Raw genomic sequence first — 15261 nt, 5'->3', positions numbered from 1 at the left:
GCTAATCGTCATATACCCGTATAGCAGTTATCTTGCAATTACCCGTTTTGCAGGTAAAATGCACTTACCTGCGTTACAGCTATCCCGCGAGCCGCCTCGATGAAACGCACGCTGATCACTCCGCACCAGCTTGGCCAGATCCTTCGCACCGCCCGGCGCGCGAAAGGGCTTTCGCAGGCTCAGGCGGCGTCGCGGGTGGGCCTGAGCCAGAGCCGGCTGTCGGCGATGGAGCTCAATCCCGACTCCATCACGACCGCGCAACTCTTCACGCTGCTGGCCATGTACGGCCTCGAACTGGCCGTGCAGACGCGGCCCGCGCGCGCGGAGCCGTCTAAGGAGGACTGGTAATCATGGGCCGGCCGTCTCACGCGCGCGCGCTGTCGGTGTGGACCAACGGGCTGCGGGTCGGCACGTGGCGCATTCCCTCGCGCGGCGACATGGAGCTTCAGTACGATCGCGGCTGGATGACGTCGTCCACGGGGCGGCCGCTGTCGCTGTCGCTGCCGTTCGGCATCGACGATGCGCCGTTGCGCGGCGAGCGCGTGCGCAACTACTTCGACAATCTGCTGCCCGACAGCGAGCCGATCCGGCGGCGCCTCGCGACCCGCTTCCGGACGGCGACCACCGACGCGTTCGATCTGCTTGAAGCCATCGGACGGGACTGCGTGGGCGCGGCGCAATTGCTTCCCGAAGACGCGCAGCCGGAAGGGTACGACCGCATCGACGGCACGCCGATGTCCGATGAAGAGATCGAGCAGATGCTGGCGCGCACGGTCGCGTCGGGTGGCCCGGGCGCGGGCGGCGATCACGACGACTTTCGCATCTCGCTCGCGGGCGCGCAGGAAAAGACGGCGTTTCTGCGGCACGAAGGAAAGTGGATGCGCCCGCACGGCGCAACGCCTACCACGCACATCTTCAAGCTGCCGCTGGGACTCGTCGGCAACAAGAAGGCGGACTGGACGACGTCCGTCGAAAACGAATGGCTGTGTCTCGCGCTCTTCAGGGCATTCGGTTTGCCCGTGCCGAACGCGGATATTCTGACTTTCGGCGAGCAGAAGGTGCTGGCCGTCGAGCGCTTCGATCGTCGGCTGCATCCTTCGGGGCAATGGATCTTGCGGTTGCCGCAAGAAGATTTTTGCCAGGTGCTCGGCAAGCCGTCGCATCAGCGATACGAAGCGGACGGCGGCCCCGGCATGGTCGACATCGCCGCCGTGCTGCGTCAGTCCGAGCGTCCCGACGCCGATCTCGCGACGTTCCTCACCACGCAGATTCTGTTCTGGATGCTCGCCGCGCCGGACGGCCACGCGAAGAACTTCAGCGTGCATCTGTTGCCGGGCGGGCGCTATGCGCTCACGCCGCTCTACGACATCATGTCGATCTGGCCCGTCGAAGGCGACGCCGGCAACCAGTGGTCCTGGCACAAGGCGAAGCTCGCGATGGCCGTCGCGGGCAAGAACCGGCACTACCTGATGAAGGACATTCAGCGCCGCAATTTCAACGCGATGGCGTCGCGCTGCTTCCACGGTCCCGACGCCGAACCGCTGATCGGCAGGCTGATCGAAGACACGCCCGCCGCCATCGACAAGGTCGCCGCCACGTTGCCCGACGGTTTCCCGGCGCGCGTCGCGGAGCGCATCTTCGGCGGATTGCGCGCTTCGGCCGAGCGGCTCTCGGCGATGCCGCCGGGTGTCTGAGCGGCCTGTGCTGTCTGCGCGTCAACTGCTTTTCACACAGGCTCCGCAGCCACGCTTTTGCGCATCGAACGCGCCTTCGCATCCGACGCATCCAAAGCTTCCTCGACCAGCTCGATCCAGTGACGCACGCGCGTTCTGCCCGCGCCATCCAGATGCATCTGGCAGCCGATGTTCGCCGTCGCGATGACGTCCGGCTGTCCGCTTTCGAGCGCAACCATCTTGTTGTCGCGCAGTTTCCGCGCGAGCTCGGGCTGCGTGATCGAGTACGTGCCCGCCGATCCGCAGCACAGATGCGCGTCCGGCACGGCCGAAAGATCGAAGCCGAGTCGCGTCAGTACGCTTTCCACCGCGCCGCCGAGCTTTTGCGCATGCTGCAGCGTGCAAGGGCAATGAAACGCGATGCGCGCGGCCACGGCATCGTCGGCGGGCTGCAAAGTGTCGAGCGGCTCGGCCGCCAGCACTTCGACGAGATCGCGCGCGAGCGCGCTCACGCGCGAGGCCTTCGCGGCATACGCGGGATCGTTGCGCAACAGGTGTCCGTATTCCTTCACGAACGCGCCGCAGCCGCTCGCCGTCTGCACGATCGCTTCGGCGCCGGCTTCGATTGCGGGCCACCAGGCGTCGATGTTGCGGCGCGCGCGATCGAGGCCCGCGTCCTGCGCATTCAGGTGATAGTCGGTCGCGCCGCAGCAGCCCGCTTCGTTCACGGGCGTCACGCTGATGCCGAGCCGGTCGAGCACGCGCGCCGCCGCCGCATTCGTATTCGGCGACAGCGACGGCTGCACGCAGCCCTCGAGCATCAGCACGCGCCGCGCGTGACGCGGCGTCGGGCGCGGCTTCGCGGGCACGGCGGCGCGCGTCGGAATCTTCGCCTGCACGGCGGCGGGCAAGAGCGGCCGCACCGCGCGCCCCGTCTTGAGCAGTGCATCGAACACGGCGGGCCGCGGAATCACCGTGCGCAAGCCTTTGCGCGTCAAGCGTTCGCCGACGGGCCGCTCGACGCGGCGCTCCAGCTCCGCGCGCCCGATGTCGAGCAGCCGGTGATAGGTGACGCCCGACGGACACGTCGTTTCGCAATTGCGGCACGTGAGGCAGCGATCGAGATGCAGTTGCGTCTTGTCGCTGACAGGCTCGCCTTCGAGCAGTTGCTTGATCAGATAGATGCGCCCGCGCGGCCCGTCGAGTTCGTTGCCGAGCAGTTGATACGTCGGACACGTCGCATTGCAGAAGCCGCAATGCACGCACGAGCGCAAGATGCTTTCCGCTTCGGCGGCGTCGGGCAGCGCTTTCGCGTGAGAGTCGAGATTCGTTTGCATGATTGCGCTCGCTTCAGAGGTCGGCGTACAGGCGGCCGGGGTTCAGCACGCCGCTCGGATCGAGGCGGCGTTTCAGTTGCTGCTGATAGCGCAGCAGCGGCGCGGCCAACGGCTGAAACGGCTCGCGCTCCAGTGACGGCGTGAAGCACGTCGCGTGTCCGCCTGCCGCGTGCGCGAGCTGGCGAATGTCGGCGGCTTGAGCGTCGCTTCTGAGCCAGCGTTGCGCGCCCGCCCAGTCGATCAGCACGTCGCCGGGCAACGGCATCAGCGGCGTCGCATTCGGCAGCGACAGACGCCACAACGGCCGCGTGTCGGTATGGTTGTCGAAAAACGGCAGACGATGATCGCGCAGTGCATCCCAGAACGCGCAGTCGATCTCTTCGCCGCCAATACGATCCACCGCCGACTTCACCGATCCGCTTCCGCCTTCGAGCCGCACGTGCAGTCTGCCGTCGAAATAGCACGCGCCCGTCACGGGCAGCGCGGCCTTGCGCCATGCCGACAGCTCCTGCATCGCTTCGTCGGCGCCGAGCGTGAGCGCGAACGTGCGGCGCTCGCGCGGCTTCGGCAGCACCTTCAGCGATATTTCCGTCAGCACGCCGAGCGAACCGAAACTGCCCGCGAGCAGACGCGACATGTCGTAGCCCGCGACGTTCTTCATCACCTGGCCCCCGAAGCGCAGATGGTCTCCATCGCCGGTGATCACGCGGCAGCCGAGCACGAAGTCGCGCATCGAGCCGGCCCACGGGCGGCGCGGTCCCGACAGGCCGCTCGCAACTGCGCCGCCTATCGTGCCTGTGCCATTGAAGAGCGGCGGCTCGCACGGCAGCATCTGATTCGCGTCGTCGAGCACGGTGTTCAGTTCGCTGAGCGGCGTGCCCGCGCGCGCGGTGATCACAAGTTCCGTCGGGTCATACGCGACGATGCCGCGATGCGTGCGCGTGTCGAGTTCCTCGCCTTGCATGTCGCGCCCGAGAAAACGCTTGCTGTCGCTGCCGCGAATGCGCAACGGCGCGTGCTCCGCGATTGCGCGCTGGACCTGTGCGATGAGGCGCGCGCTGTCGTCGGTTGAATCGAATTCGCGTCGCATCAGAAGCGCTCCAGCGCGGGAAACGGCAGTTTGCCGTGATGAATGTGCATCGCGCCGAATTCGGCGCAGCGGTGCAGCGTCGGAATGTTCTTGCCGGGATTCAGCAGGCCGTCGGGATCGAACGCGGCCTTCAGCGAATGGAACAGCGTCAGTTCTTCGTTGCTGAACTGCACGCACATCTGATTGATCTTTTCGCGTCCGACGCCGTGTTCGCCCGTGATGCTGCCGCCCACTTCGACGCACAGTTCGAGAATCTTCGCGCCGAGCGTTTCGGCGCGCTCCATTTCGCCGGGTGCGTTCGCATCGAACAGGATCAGCGGATGCATGTTGCCGTCGCCCGCATGAAAGACGTTCGCGACGCGCAGGCCGTATTCGTTCGACAGTTCCGCGGTGCCGCGCAACACGCGCGCGAGTTCGCGGCGCGGGATCGTGCCGTCCATGCAGTAGTAGTCGGGCGAGATGCGGCCCACGGCGGGGAACGCGTTCTTGCGGCCCGCCCAGAAGCGTTGACGCTCGGCTTCGTCCTTCGCGATGCGGATGTCGGTGGCGCCCGCTTCGCGCAGCAGCGCGCCGACGCGATGGCAGTCTTCCTGCACGTCCGATTCCGCGCCATCCAGTTCGCACAGCAGGATCGCTTCGGCGTCGACGGGATAGTCCGCGTGGATGAAGTCTTCGGCGGCGCGAATCGCGAGGTTGTCCATCATTTCCAGGCCGCCCGGAATCACGCCCGCGCCGATGATCTGCGCGACGGCATTGCCCGCTTTCTCGACGTCGTCGAAGCTCGCGAGCAATACTTTCGCGCTCTGCGGCCTGGTCAGCAGCTTCACCGTGACTTCCGTGACGATGCCGAGCATGCCTTCGGAGCCCGTCAACAGCGCGAGCAGATCGAAGCCGGGCGAATCGAGCGCTTCGGAGCCGATCGTCAGACGCTCGCCGTCGATGGTCAGCACTTCGAGCTTCAGGATGTTGTGCACCGTCAGCCCGTATTTCAGGCAATGCACGCCGCCCGCGTTCTCGGCGACATTGCCGCCGATCGAGCAGGCGATCTGCGACGACGGATCGGGCGCGTAGTAAAGGCCATGAATCGCGGCCGCCTGCGAGATCGCGAGATTGCGCACGCCGGGCTGCACGCGCGCGATCGATGCTTCGGGGTCAATGTGCAGAATGCGGTTGAAGCGCGCCATCACGAGCAGGATGCCTTTTTCGAGCGGCAGCGCGCCGCCCGACAGACCCGTGCCCGCGCCGCGCGCGACGACGGGCACCTTGCGCGCGGCGGCGAATTTCAACAGCGCTTGCACCTGCTCGATCGAGTCGGGCAGCGCGACCATCATCGGCGTGGTGCGATAGGCGGCGAGGCCATCGCATTCGAACGGGCGCAGGTCTTCCTTGTCGTGCAGCAATTGCATGCCGGGCACGAGGCGTTGAAGCTCGGCGACCAGCGTGGCCTTGTCGTGCGAGGCAAGCGTGCCGTCGATCCGTTCGTCGTAGGCATAGCTCATCGGGTGTCTCCATGAGCGCGGGGACTGGCTTCCACGCGCCGCTTATCCGTATTGCCGCCGATTGTTCCCGTTTCGCCTTCCGCTGTCGATGGATGCCGCAGGTGGTCGTACCAGTTTTTAAGGCGCGACAAGGCCGTGCCGAAGCCATGCAATACGGCGTAACGACGGAATCGGCGGTATCATGGCGGACACGCGCAACTCGCTTATCAAGTGGTCATACCAGTGATTTCAAGCACGGAAAACGACGTTAACGAGCCCGATCGGAAGATTGCCGATGTGGTCGCGGAGCGCATTGAACGCCTGATCGTGGATGGCGTGCTGAGGTCCGGGCAGGCACTGCCATCGGAGCGGCGGCTCACGGACAAGCTCGGCGTATCGAGAACCGCACTGCGCGAAGGGCTCAAGCTGCTGCGCGCGCGCGGCATCATCGAGACGGCGCACGGCAAGGGCTCGTTCGTCGCGAATCTGACTGCGCAGCCGCCGCAATCGCCGCTGATGCATTTGCTCGCGTCGCAACCGCGCACGCTGTTCGACCTGTTCGAAGTGCGCGGCATGCTGGAGGCGGAGTCGGCGCGGCTCGCCGCATTGCGCGGCACGCCCGCCGACTACATGATGATCACGCGGCGCTATGAAGAAATGCTCGCCGCGCACAACGTCGAAACCGATCCGGCGACACATGCGCGCCTCGACCACGCGTTTCATCTCGCGATCTGCGAGGCTTCGCACAACCCTGTGCTCGTGCACACGTTGCGGTCGTTGACGGAGCTGCTGCTGAGTTCGGTGTTCGCATCGGTGAACAATCTCTATCACCGGCAACCGCATCGCAAGCGCATCGACCGGCAGCATGCGCGTCTCTACAACGCGGTGACGGGCAAGCTGCCCGAGCAGGCATATCGGGCCGCCGCGGATCACATCAACGGCGTGCGCGAAAGCCTTCAGGAAATCGAACAGGAAGAACAGCGGCTGATACGGGCGACGCTCAGGCTGGAAGGGTGGAAGTGAGCCGGGCATGTCGATCAACATGCATGCGCTGTCCGCGCCCTGAACTTCGCGTGACGCGTGAGGCGAGCGAGCCCGGCGGAGACAGGCTGGACGAGACCTGGCTAGCCCGCCTCGAGCCGGTTGTCCTGATTGGCCGATGCATTGTGCTTGCACATCGGCGTCGCGTATCCCGACGGTTCAACCAGCTGGCAGAGACGCTCCAATATGTGTTTCGCCGACGCCGGGCTGTCGATGATGGCATCCACGCCGGGCCAGCCTTTAAAAGGCGAGGGCACCGTCGACAGGATCGCGGTGACGCACTCAGGGCTGTGCTGTTTGACTCGCTCAATTGCCCTTAACTTGGCCGCGATATGACGGTTCCCATCAAGGAACGCCAGCTGAGGGCAGCTCGCGTCTGCGGCTTGTGCGGCGTTGCTGCACGCTTCGCAAGTCGATGCAAATCCTCGGACCCGGGAGAGAACGAAAATGGACTCCGCAATCGGTTCGGGCGGGTCGCGAAGCACGAGCAGGCGCCGTCCATCGCCGATGTTCTGTAGTCGGGCCCGCGCTCCATCCGCAACGAGCGAGATGTGGTCGGCTCGCAACGTGAGCAGCGCGATGCGATAGCGGTCGCGTGCTTGCGCAAACTCGACTGAGTTCTCGCCGAATGTATTGCATGCGACGTTCATTGCGTCAAAAGCGAAATTGACCAGTCGCAGCGATGCATCGAATGCCTCGCGTGTACCCATGGCGACTATCCGTGTTCCATTCGTCCGTTTGAAGCATAGGGCCCCGATGAAGACCCAAAAACAGGTGCCGAGCGAAAAGCAGATCGCTATTTGCCCCGACAATGTTGCGCGTGAAGTTTCCCAATGAAACAGCTAAATTCGGGAACTCCTTTCGATCTGGACAGTGGCGTTCCGATGGTTTTGGGGCGGTCGCGCACTTCCGTCGGCACCGTGATCGAGTCTTCTGTTCTTGAGAATAGCAAACGAAAGGCCCCATGAGCGCGGCCTATCTTTCTGTCGCTCTCACAGGACAGGGCCACCATCGACATCCGTGCGTAAAAGTCACTGCGTCAAATGTCACTGTTCAAGTGTCACTGCCTCAAGTCTCAGACGCCTCGCGTTCGAGTTCACCCAGCGGGACGTGACGCACATCGCGGCCCCGAACGGCATAGACGATGAATTCAGCGATATTTTTCGCATGGTCGCCTATGCGTTCGAACGCCTTGGCGATGAACAGATAATCCAGCGCGACTGAAATCGTTCCGGGCGCCTCTTGCATCCGCGTAACGAGCGTGCGGACAAGATCGCGGAATGTTTCGTCAACGGCCCTGTCGTCGCGAACGACCTGCGCAGCAGCGGCGGCATCCATTCGCGCGAAGGCATCGAGTGCCTGATGCAGGATGGACGCGGCCATTGCGCCGCATTTTTCGAGTCCGATGACGCGAGCCGCAGGCGCGGCGCCCGTCTCGTCGATGCGGCGCGTGCGCTTCGCGATCTTGCGCGCCTCATCGCCGATGCGTTCGAGGTTCGTCACGCATTTCGACGTCGCCATCAGCAGGCGCAGGTCGCGCGCGGCGGGTTGTCGACGCGCAATGACGCGATGAATTTCTTCGTCAATGTCGAGTTCGAGGGCATTCACCTGCCGCTCGCTCTCACGAACCTCCATCACCAGCGCAGGATCGTATGTGTTGAGCAGTTCGAGGCAGCGAGCAATCTGTCGTTCGACAAGGCCGCCCATCTTCAGAAGGTCAGTCGAGAGCATGTCGAGCGCAGCGTCGAACTGACTGGAAAGATGCTTGTCGGACATGGCGAACTCCTTTGCTTGAAAGCTCGATAACGAACGCGGATACGTCGAAACCGACGTCGAGCCGCCAGTCTGCCGGCAGCGGATAAAAACTATATATACCGTTTTCTATTCGTGATGCAAGCGGTCAGAGACTGCTGATCAATAACGGCAACACACCCTCTGCAAAAGCGAAACCCGCAAAAAGTACACCGTCATCCGAAGCAGAGGAAATAATTGCGCTGAAGCCTCCGGTGACTAGCGCACAAATGGATCGCGGCCGTGCATCGCCCGCCGCCCTTGAGAGGCCATGTGTCCACAAGGTACGACATACGGACAGCGACAGGCACTAACATTTACATCCGGGGCCACATAAAATCAGATGTCCCCGATGACAGCGCGCCGAGGAAAAAATGTCGAATGGCACTATGAGCAAGCGGCTGCCTTATAGCCAGTGCGAAATCGATTTTCAGCTGGAGCTGTCACGAGGCGCGTCGTGCATCGCAAGCTGCGAGACCGAGGCGAGCTTGCGCGATCAGGTGGAAGAGACGGTGCAATGTTTTCTGCAGATTCACGGCCCCGGCCGCTTTGCGGAATTCCGCGGCAGTCTGGCCAACAAGCTGGTTGCGCGGGGCCGGCGTGACGCGGCACTGTTCGTCGCGTCTTACCCATTGCCTCCGCAGGCGATGAGCTAGTTGTCTCTATAGCGGCAAAAAAACTAACCGATATAACGGAGACAGGACATGCTGAGTCCTCATGAGTTCGCTACCCTGATGCTGGTGAAGTCCGCGCCCGACCAGATCGACCTTGACCGTGCGGAACTGGATCAACTGCTCGAACAACAGCTTGTCGCACTCGAAGAAATTGCGGGTGGCGTTCTGCGGCCGCGCCTGACCGTCCACGGCGATTCGCTGTTGCAGGCCATCTCACGAAAGGGGTGACGGTTACTGGCTGCATTCATTCGTCGATCATCGCCGGAATGTCATCGACGAGCGCATCGATCGCACAACGCGTTTTGGAAGGCATATAGCGGGTTCGCGGCCAAACGACGTTTATCTCTTGCGGCGGCAGGCTGCAACGTCCCTTGACCAGTACCAGCTCGCCTGTCTTCACATATCGCGCGAGCAGCCAGGATGGAATGCGCGCAAGCCCGAATCCCGCAACGGCCGCGGATGCTATCGCCTGTACGTCGTCCATGCTCAGCTGCGGGCGAATCTTCACGCGTTTCACCTGACCTGAGTCGTCGCGCAGATCCCACGGGACCAGCGCGCCGGCGCGCGCATAGACGACGCCGTCGCGTCCCTCCATGTCGTCGAGCGAAACGGGCATGCCGTGCTGCGCGAGATACGATGGCGCGGCGCCGATGCTCGTGTATTGCACGCCGAGCCGCCGTGCCGCGAGACTCGCACTGTCGCGCAGTTCGCCGATTCGCACGGCGAGATCGAAGCCTTCTTCGACGAGATCGACCATGCGATCGCTGAACGACATGTCGATTTGCAGCTTCGGATGCCGGCGCGCGAGATTCATCAAAACGGGTGCGACGCATAGCTGCCCGAACGCGAGCGGCAGGCTCACGCGCAGCCGTCCACGCGGCGCGCGACGGCCGCCTTCGAGTTCGGCTTCGGCAGCTTCGAGTTCCGCGAGCGCGCGCACGCAGCGCTCGTAGTACGCCTGGCCGTCTTCAGTGAGGCTCTGGCTGCGCGTCGTGCGATGAATCAGTCGCGCGCCGAGCCGCATTTCCAGCCGCGCAATCACCTTGCCGACGGCCGAGCGCGTCAGGTTCAGCCGTTCGGCCGCCAGCGCGAAACTGCCTGCCTCGACGACCTGCACGAAGGTCGCCACGCCATCGAGACGGTCAGTCATCACGCCACCTCATTGATTCCTTGATGGACGCATTCATCGGAAATTGGCTCGCCAATAGGGACTGAAATTCCCGATATATTAACCCTTCATTAACAGCATCGGGTTCACGTCATGCCGCCACTCCGCTTTCGCAAGAACACGCTTGCGCTGCTTGCTGCGTGCCTCTCGTCATTGATGTTCGGTCTGGAGATTTCCAGCGTCCCCGCGATCCTGCCGACGCTCGAACATCTTCTGCGCGGCGAGTTCAAGGACATCCAATGGGTGATGAACGCCTACACCATTGCCTGCACGACCGTCCTGATGGCGACGGGCACGCTCGCGGATCGCTTCGGACGCAAGCGTGTTTTCGTCGTCAGCATCGCGTTGTTCGGCGTTACGTCGTTGCTGTGCGGGCTCGCGTCCAACATGGCCGTGCTGATCGCGGGGCGCTTTCTGCAAGGCGCAAGCGGCGGCGCAATGCTGATCTGCCAGGTGGCGGTGCTTTCGCATCAGTTCCAGCAGGGGCGCGAGCGCGTCAACGCGTTTGCTGCGTGGGGCATCATCTTCGGCATCGGACTCGGGTTCGGGCCGATCATCGGCAGTGCGACGGCTGCGCTCGTCGGCTGGCAATGGGTCTTTCTCGTCCACGCGCCATTGGCGATCGCGACGATCGCGCTCGCGGCGAGCGGCGTCAGCGAATCGCGCGATCCGCATGCGCAAAAGCTCGATGCGTGGGGCGCTGCGACGTTGTCGCTCGCCGTGTTCGGCCTGGCTTTCTACATCACGCAGGGCGCGGACCTCGGCTTCGCGAGCCTGCCCGCGCTCTGCATCGTCGCGATGAGCGCGGTCTGCCTGAGCGCATTCGTCGTCGCCGAGAACATGAGCGCGCATCCGATGTTCGACTTCTCCGTCTTTCGCATCCGTGCGTTCTCGGGCGCGTTGATCGGCTCGGCCGCGATGAATTTCAGCTTTTGGCCTTTCATGATCTATCTGCCTGTGTACTTCCACAACGCGCTCGGCTACGACGATCTCCGTGCGGGACTCGCGTTGCTCGCGTATACGCTGCCGACGCTGGTCGTGCCGCCCGTCGCGGAACGCCTCGCTTACCGCTATCGCCCGGTCTATGTCATTCCGGGCGGACTGTTCACGATCGGCGTGGGCTTCTTTCTGATGCGCATCGGCAGCGTCGCTGAACACGCTAGCTGGATCACGATGCTGCCCGGTTGCGTCATTGCGGGCGTCGGGCTGGGCCTCACGAACACGACGGTGACGAACACGACGACGGGCGCCGTGCCGAGCGCGCGCGCCGGCATGGCGTCGGGCATCGACATGAGCGCGCGCATGATCGCGCTTGCGATCAACATCGCATTGATGGGGCTGGTGCTGGTGGCGGGCGTCGATGCATCGCTGTCCCGCGCGCTTGCGGGTGCGCACGACGCCGCGCAGATTCATGCGCTAAGCGTTGCAATTGCAGCAGGAAACAGTGTCGCGCTCGATCAGAAGACCGCGCACGATGCGCTCGTGCGCGGCTTCGGCTGGGTGATGCTGTATGGCGGCGCGGGCGTGTGGATACTTGCGGCGGCGAGCTTTCTCACCTTCGGCGCGGCGGCCGCCCATCGTCAACAATGCGAAGCTCACGCGACCACCCGCGCGCAATGCGTGGATTGAACAGACACGTAAGCGCGATGAGGACGCCACGGGCTTTCTGGCGTACAAATCGGCAATGGAACGCGTCCTACCATCGCAACAGCTTCGGCCCGAGCCATGCGCCGATGCCCGCAGGCATCAACATCCCGATTGCGTACCACACGCTCCAGAATGCCGGACTCATCTCCGGGCAATGCAGGCAATAGACGATCGTGGCGGTGGAACTCGCGAGCAGGCCGGCGGCGGCACCCGCGAGCCGCAGATGCGTCGGCGCGAGCGCCTTGACGGCCCAGACCACAGCGGGAAACGTCGGCACGGAAAGCAGCAGGATGTTGAACGGACACGTGCGCCACGTTTGACCGAGCACGAGCGGCCAGCGTCCTGCGGGCGCCGCGCCGTCGAGCACGAGCGCGCCCGCGACCCACACCGCGACGAAGGGCAGCGCGACAAGCGCCCACGTATAGCCCGCGCGTGCGCCCGGACGGCCGAGCCGCATCACGGCGAGCATCGCGCCGACGGCAGTCGCGAGCGGATACGCGAGCTTCGCCCAGAAGATGCTCGTGCGCGCGACACTGCCGAGGTCGTGCCGCACGCCGAATACGATGGTCATCAGGATCAGCGAGCCCAACGCGCCGAGCAGCAACGCCTTGAAGAAACGGCGCGCGACGGCCACCCGATCGACGCGTGTCACCTGGTTCGACAGGAGGCTAATGAGATCGTCGGTCTTCATCGCAGCCCCCGAATGAGTGCAGCCAGTGCCTTCAGACCGCGATGCACGCCCACCTTGACGGCCGATTCGGAAAGGCCGGTGATGCGTGCCGTTTCCGTCACCGACAAGCCTTCGAGTTTCATATGGACAATCGGCAGCCGCTGCTTGTCCGGCAGATGCGCGAGCAGCTTGCCGATGTCGTGACGCGCCTGCGCGGGTTCGTCGTCGGTATCGGCGAGCAGGTCGGCGTGATCGTCGAGCGGATCGTTCAACGATTCGCGGCGCGCGCGCGAGCGGAAAAAGTCCATCAGCTTATAGCGGGCGATCGCATGCAGCCACGCGGTCAAGGGTTCGTCCGCGCGATACGTGTGACGCGCATTGTGCACGGCGAGCAGAATCTCCTGGACGAGGTCTTCGACGTCGTCGCGATGGTTCGGAATGCGTTTGCGCAAGTAGCCGCGCAAATGCCGGGTGAGCGCTTGCAGAAAGCTGCGATAAGCGTCGGCATCGCCGTCGAGACCGCTGACGAATAGCGCTTTCAGGCGGCTTTCCGCGTCTTGCAACATGGTTCCCCTATTGGCGAGACGACGAGTCGACGACCCATGCGAATAGCCCGCGTCCGCTGAAGCGAGCGCGCCGCCCAGTGTCAGATCGATCGTTTCGGAACAGCCGAAGCCGTGATGCGCCACTATAGCGCGGTCGTGGTCCATCGTCGTCACCCGCTTCCTTTATCACGCTAGTTCGCGTTTTCGCGGCTGCCGGTTACGCCGCGCGCAAAATTTCTCATGCGGATCGGAAGCGCTGAACGTATCTGCGCATGATTGGCGCGACGCTGTAACCAATTGCGCGTCGGCAACGAATTGACAGGTATCCGACCGTCATGGTGATCGACATGGAAACGATGAAAGCGCCACTCACGCCGGTGCGCGAGACTTCGCGACGCAATCTGCCGATTCATCCGCTCTGGCTGCGCATCACGCATTGGCTCAATGCATTGGCCGCGCTGATCATGATGTTTTCCGGCTGGCGGATCTACGACGCGTCGCCCGTGTTCCATAACATCGTGATTCCGCCGTCGATCACTCTTGGTGGCTGGCTCGGCGGCGCGCTGCAATGGCACTTTGCGGCGATGTGGCTGCTGGTGTTCAACGGGCTGGTCTATCTCGCGCTCAACATCGCGAGCGGGCGCTTTGTTTCGAAGTTCTTTCCGCTGTCGCCGCGCGAGGTGCTGCGCGATTTCGTTGCCGCATTGAGCGGCAAGCTCTCGCACGCGGACTTGCGCCAGTACAACGCGGTGCAGAGGCTCGCGTATCTCGTCATCGTCATCGATCTTGTCGTGCTCGTGCTGTCGGGGCTCGCGATCTGGAAGTCCGTGCAATTTCCGCTGTTGCGCGAGCTGTTGGGCGGCTACGACAACGCACGCATCGTTCACTTCTGCGCGATGGCGGTGATGGCGGCGTTCGTCGTCGTGCACGTCGCGATGGTCGCGCTCGTGCCGCGCTCGCTGCTGACGATGCTGCGCGGCCGCTGATCTTTGTCGAGGGACACACGCCATGAGCATCGACGACAGAAAAATCATCAAGCTCGACCGCGCCGCGATTCTGGCGGATGCGAGCCGCGAACTGGACATGCCGTCGCGCCGTCTGTTCGGCAAGCGTTTGCTGACGTTGGGCGGGCTGTCGCTGTTGACAGGCTGCTCGATCACCGACGACGAGTCGGTCAACAAGTTTCTGATGGCGGTCTCGCGCCTGAACGATCGCGCGCAGGCGCTCCTGTTCGATCCGAACCGTCTCGCGCCGACTTACGCCGAAGCGCAGATCACGCGGCCCTTTCCGTTCAACGCGTACTACGGCATCGATGAAGTGCCCGAAGTGAACGGCAGCGACTATCGGCTGAAAGTGAGCGGCCTCGTGACCGGGCAACGCGCGTGGACGCTGCCGGAGTTATACGCGCTGCCACACGCGGAGCAGATCACGCGGCATATCTGCGTGGAGGGCTGGAGCGCGATCGGGCGCTGGGGCGGCACGCCGTTCCGTGAATTCCTGCGCCGCGTGGGCGCGGATACGACGGCGAAATACGTCGGCTTTCGATGCGCGGACGACTACTACGAAAGCATCGACATGCCGACGGCGCTGCATCCGCAGACGCTGCTCACGTTCGACTACGACGGCGAGCGTCTGCCCGCGAAATACGGCTATCCGATGAAGCTGCGCATGCCGACGAAACTGGGCTACAAGAACCCGAAGCATATCGTCGAGATCTTCGTCACCAACACGTATCCCGGCGGCTATTGGGTCGATCAGGGCTACAACTGGTTCGGCGGTTCGTGAGCGCCGCCGCGTTTTCCGGTTCCGGTGTTTCCGGATGCCACTTTCAACCCCAAGGAGATGAGCAATGAAACGACTGATGACGGCAGTAGTCGCGGCAACGCTGGCGATGGGTACATCCGCTGCATTCGCGCAGGCGAGCGGCGCGATGTCGAACGATCAGATGTCACACGATACGATGAGCAAGGGCGGCATGTCGCATGACAAGATGAGCAAGGGCGACATGTCGCACGACAAGATGAGCAAGAGCCACAAGATGAAGAAGAACGATTCGATGAAAATGGATCATCCCGCGTCAGGCGCGATGTCCGAGTAGGCCTGGGCCGGCGAGCGAGACCGGGCGTGCATGCGCGCCCGGCCTGCTT

The 15261-nt window shown here is 63.6% G+C and carries 17 protein-coding genes; 9 read left to right on the top strand and 8 right to left on the bottom strand.

Features of this window, described 5'->3' with window-relative positions; translation table 11 throughout:
• Nucleotides 1-99: 99 nt before the first annotated feature.
• Both AABE10_RS25420 and AABE10_RS25415 read left to right on the top strand, forming a co-directional pair.
• Entirely contained in the window at nucleotides 100-348 is a 249-nt protein-coding gene (locus AABE10_RS25420) for a helix-turn-helix domain-containing protein (protein ID WP_342935986.1), read from the top strand.
• A 2-nt stretch (nucleotides 349-350) separates the two neighbouring features.
• Nucleotides 351-1694: a type II toxin-antitoxin system HipA family toxin gene (locus tag AABE10_RS25415; protein WP_342935985.1), complete on the top strand. Its 1344-nt coding sequence runs from the start codon at nucleotides 351-353 to the stop codon at nucleotides 1692-1694.
• 32 nt (nucleotides 1695-1726) lie between these two features.
• Here the strand turns inward: AABE10_RS25415 and glcF are convergent, their stop codons facing one another.
• Genes glcF through glcD form a run of 3 tightly spaced genes read right to left on the bottom strand, consistent with a single transcriptional unit; the run spans nucleotide 1727 to nucleotide 5599 of the window.
• Nucleotides 1727-3010, bottom strand: coding sequence for a glycolate oxidase subunit GlcF (gene glcF / locus AABE10_RS25410; protein WP_342935984.1), 1284 nt, complete (start codon nucleotides 3008-3010; stop codon nucleotides 1727-1729).
• Nucleotides 3011-3023: 13 nt separating this feature from the next.
• On the bottom strand, nucleotides 3024-4100 hold the full coding sequence (gene glcE / locus AABE10_RS25405; RefSeq protein WP_342935983.1) for a glycolate oxidase subunit GlcE: 1077 nt from the start codon (nucleotides 4098-4100) through the stop codon (nucleotides 3024-3026).
• Complete coding sequence (gene glcD / locus AABE10_RS25400; RefSeq protein WP_342935982.1) at nucleotides 4100-5599, bottom strand: glycolate oxidase subunit GlcD; 1500 nt, start codon at nucleotides 5597-5599, stop codon at nucleotides 4100-4102. The genes glcE and glcD overlap by 1 nt, the downstream gene beginning before the upstream one ends.
• 225 nt (nucleotides 5600-5824) lie before the next feature.
• Here glcD and glcC point away from each other — a divergent pair, with 225 nt between their 5' ends.
• A complete protein-coding gene (gene glcC / locus AABE10_RS25395; protein ID WP_342936261.1) occupies nucleotides 5825-6601 on the top strand; it encodes a transcriptional regulator GlcC in 777 nt (258 codons plus the stop codon).
• Nucleotides 6602-6702: 101 nt separating this feature from the next.
• On the opposite strand, the gene AABE10_RS25390 is transcribed toward glcC, so the two are convergent.
• Together AABE10_RS25390 and phoU are read right to left on the bottom strand one after the other, a co-directional pair.
• Entirely contained in the window at nucleotides 6703-7431 is a 729-nt protein-coding gene (locus AABE10_RS25390; RefSeq protein ID WP_342935981.1) for a hypothetical protein, read from the bottom strand.
• A gap of 256 nt (nucleotides 7432-7687) precedes the next feature.
• Nucleotides 7688-8395: a phosphate signaling complex protein PhoU gene (gene phoU / locus AABE10_RS25385; protein ID WP_342935980.1), complete on the bottom strand. Its 708-nt coding sequence runs from the start codon at nucleotides 8393-8395 to the stop codon at nucleotides 7688-7690.
• A gap of 404 nt (nucleotides 8396-8799) precedes the next feature.
• On the opposite strand from phoU, the gene AABE10_RS25380 reads away from it, so the two are divergent.
• A complete protein-coding gene (locus tag AABE10_RS25380; protein ID WP_342935979.1) occupies nucleotides 8800-9066 on the top strand; it encodes a hypothetical protein in 267 nt (88 codons plus the stop codon).
• Nucleotides 9067-9114: 48 nt separating this feature from the next.
• Nucleotides 9115-9312, top strand: a complete 198-nt coding sequence (locus AABE10_RS25375; RefSeq protein WP_342935978.1) for a hypothetical protein — start codon at nucleotides 9115-9117, stop codon at nucleotides 9310-9312.
• A 16-nt stretch (nucleotides 9313-9328) separates the two neighbouring features.
• On the opposite strand, the gene AABE10_RS25370 is transcribed toward AABE10_RS25375, so the two are convergent.
• The gene (locus tag AABE10_RS25370) at nucleotides 9329-10234 is read right to left on the bottom strand and encodes a LysR family transcriptional regulator (RefSeq protein ID WP_342935977.1); all 906 of its coding nucleotides are present in this window, start codon (nucleotides 10232-10234) and stop codon (nucleotides 9329-9331) included.
• A gap of 111 nt (nucleotides 10235-10345) precedes the next feature.
• On the opposite strand from AABE10_RS25370, the gene AABE10_RS25365 reads away from it, so the two are divergent.
• The gene (locus AABE10_RS25365) at nucleotides 10346-11881 is read left to right on the top strand and encodes an MFS transporter (protein WP_342935976.1); all 1536 of its coding nucleotides are present in this window, start codon (nucleotides 10346-10348) and stop codon (nucleotides 11879-11881) included.
• A 67-nt stretch (nucleotides 11882-11948) separates the two neighbouring features.
• Here AABE10_RS25365 and AABE10_RS25360 read toward each other — a convergent pair whose 3' ends face one another.
• Both AABE10_RS25360 and AABE10_RS25355 read right to left on the bottom strand, forming a co-directional pair.
• Complete coding sequence (locus AABE10_RS25360) at nucleotides 11949-12590, bottom strand: DUF1109 domain-containing protein (protein WP_342935975.1); 642 nt, start codon at nucleotides 12588-12590, stop codon at nucleotides 11949-11951.
• The gene (locus AABE10_RS25355; protein WP_087732558.1) at nucleotides 12587-13132 is read right to left on the bottom strand and encodes a sigma-70 family RNA polymerase sigma factor; all 546 of its coding nucleotides are present in this window, start codon (nucleotides 13130-13132) and stop codon (nucleotides 12587-12589) included. The genes AABE10_RS25360 and AABE10_RS25355 overlap by 4 nt, the downstream gene beginning before the upstream one ends.
• A 329-nt stretch (nucleotides 13133-13461) precedes the next feature.
• Between AABE10_RS25355 and AABE10_RS25350 the strand changes: the two genes are divergently transcribed.
• The 3 genes from AABE10_RS25350 (at nucleotide 13462) to AABE10_RS25340 (ending at nucleotide 15212) form a co-directional block, all read left to right on the top strand.
• On the top strand, nucleotides 13462-14100 hold the full coding sequence (locus AABE10_RS25350; protein ID WP_342935974.1) for a cytochrome b/b6 domain-containing protein: 639 nt from the start codon (nucleotides 13462-13464) through the stop codon (nucleotides 14098-14100).
• Between the two features lie 22 nt (nucleotides 14101-14122).
• Nucleotides 14123-14899 carry a molybdopterin-dependent oxidoreductase gene (locus AABE10_RS25345; RefSeq protein WP_342935973.1) on the top strand — a complete coding sequence of 259 codons (777 nt, stop codon included), beginning with the start codon at nucleotides 14123-14125 and terminating at the stop codon, nucleotides 14897-14899.
• Between the two features lie 64 nt (nucleotides 14900-14963).
• Nucleotides 14964-15212: a pentapeptide MXKDX repeat protein gene (locus AABE10_RS25340; RefSeq protein ID WP_342935972.1), complete on the top strand. Its 249-nt coding sequence runs from the start codon at nucleotides 14964-14966 to the stop codon at nucleotides 15210-15212.
• Nucleotides 15213-15261 lie beyond the last annotated feature (49 nt).

Origin of the sequence: Paraburkholderia diazotrophica (genome assembly GCF_038900755.1) — a bacterium.
Classification (GTDB): Bacteria; Pseudomonadota; Gammaproteobacteria; order Burkholderiales; family Burkholderiaceae; genus Paraburkholderia; species Paraburkholderia diazotrophica_A.
The sequence above is the reverse complement of the archived record's forward strand: the minus strand, read 5'-3'. Positions and strand labels throughout refer to the sequence as shown.

What these genes read in the sequence shown, in the direction of transcription:
- AABE10_RS25350 (WP_342935974.1), top strand. Translation starts at nt 13,462, where the DNA reads ATGGAAACGATGAAAGCGCCACTCACGCCGGTGCGCGAGACTTCGCGA.
- glcE (WP_342935983.1), bottom strand. Translation starts at nt 4,100, where the DNA reads ATGCGACGCGAATTCGATTCAACCGACGACAGCGCGCGCCTCATCGCA.
- AABE10_RS25370 (WP_342935977.1), bottom strand. Translation starts at nt 10,234, where the DNA reads ATGACTGACCGTCTCGATGGCGTGGCGACCTTCGTGCAGGTCGTCGAG.
- AABE10_RS25340 (WP_342935972.1), top strand. Translation starts at nt 14,964, where the DNA reads ATGAAACGACTGATGACGGCAGTAGTCGCGGCAACGCTGGCGATGGGT.
- glcF (WP_342935984.1), bottom strand. Translation starts at nt 3,010, where the DNA reads ATGCAAACGAATCTCGACTCTCACGCGAAAGCGCTGCCCGACGCCGCC.
- AABE10_RS25345 (WP_342935973.1), top strand. Translation starts at nt 14,123, where the DNA reads ATGAGCATCGACGACAGAAAAATCATCAAGCTCGACCGCGCCGCGATT.
- AABE10_RS25420 (WP_342935986.1), top strand. Translation starts at nt 100, where the DNA reads ATGAAACGCACGCTGATCACTCCGCACCAGCTTGGCCAGATCCTTCGC.
- AABE10_RS25415 (WP_342935985.1), top strand. Translation starts at nt 351, where the DNA reads ATGGGCCGGCCGTCTCACGCGCGCGCGCTGTCGGTGTGGACCAACGGG.
- phoU (WP_342935980.1), bottom strand. Translation starts at nt 8,395, where the DNA reads ATGTCCGACAAGCATCTTTCCAGTCAGTTCGACGCTGCGCTCGACATG.
- AABE10_RS25365 (WP_342935976.1), top strand. Translation starts at nt 10,346, where the DNA reads ATGCCGCCACTCCGCTTTCGCAAGAACACGCTTGCGCTGCTTGCTGCG.
- AABE10_RS25375 (WP_342935978.1), top strand. Translation starts at nt 9,115, where the DNA reads ATGCTGAGTCCTCATGAGTTCGCTACCCTGATGCTGGTGAAGTCCGCG.
- glcD (WP_342935982.1), bottom strand. Translation starts at nt 5,599, where the DNA reads ATGAGCTATGCCTACGACGAACGGATCGACGGCACGCTTGCCTCGCAC.
- AABE10_RS25360 (WP_342935975.1), bottom strand. Translation starts at nt 12,590, where the DNA reads ATGAAGACCGACGATCTCATTAGCCTCCTGTCGAACCAGGTGACACGC.
- AABE10_RS25380 (WP_342935979.1), top strand. Translation starts at nt 8,800, where the DNA reads ATGAGCAAGCGGCTGCCTTATAGCCAGTGCGAAATCGATTTTCAGCTG.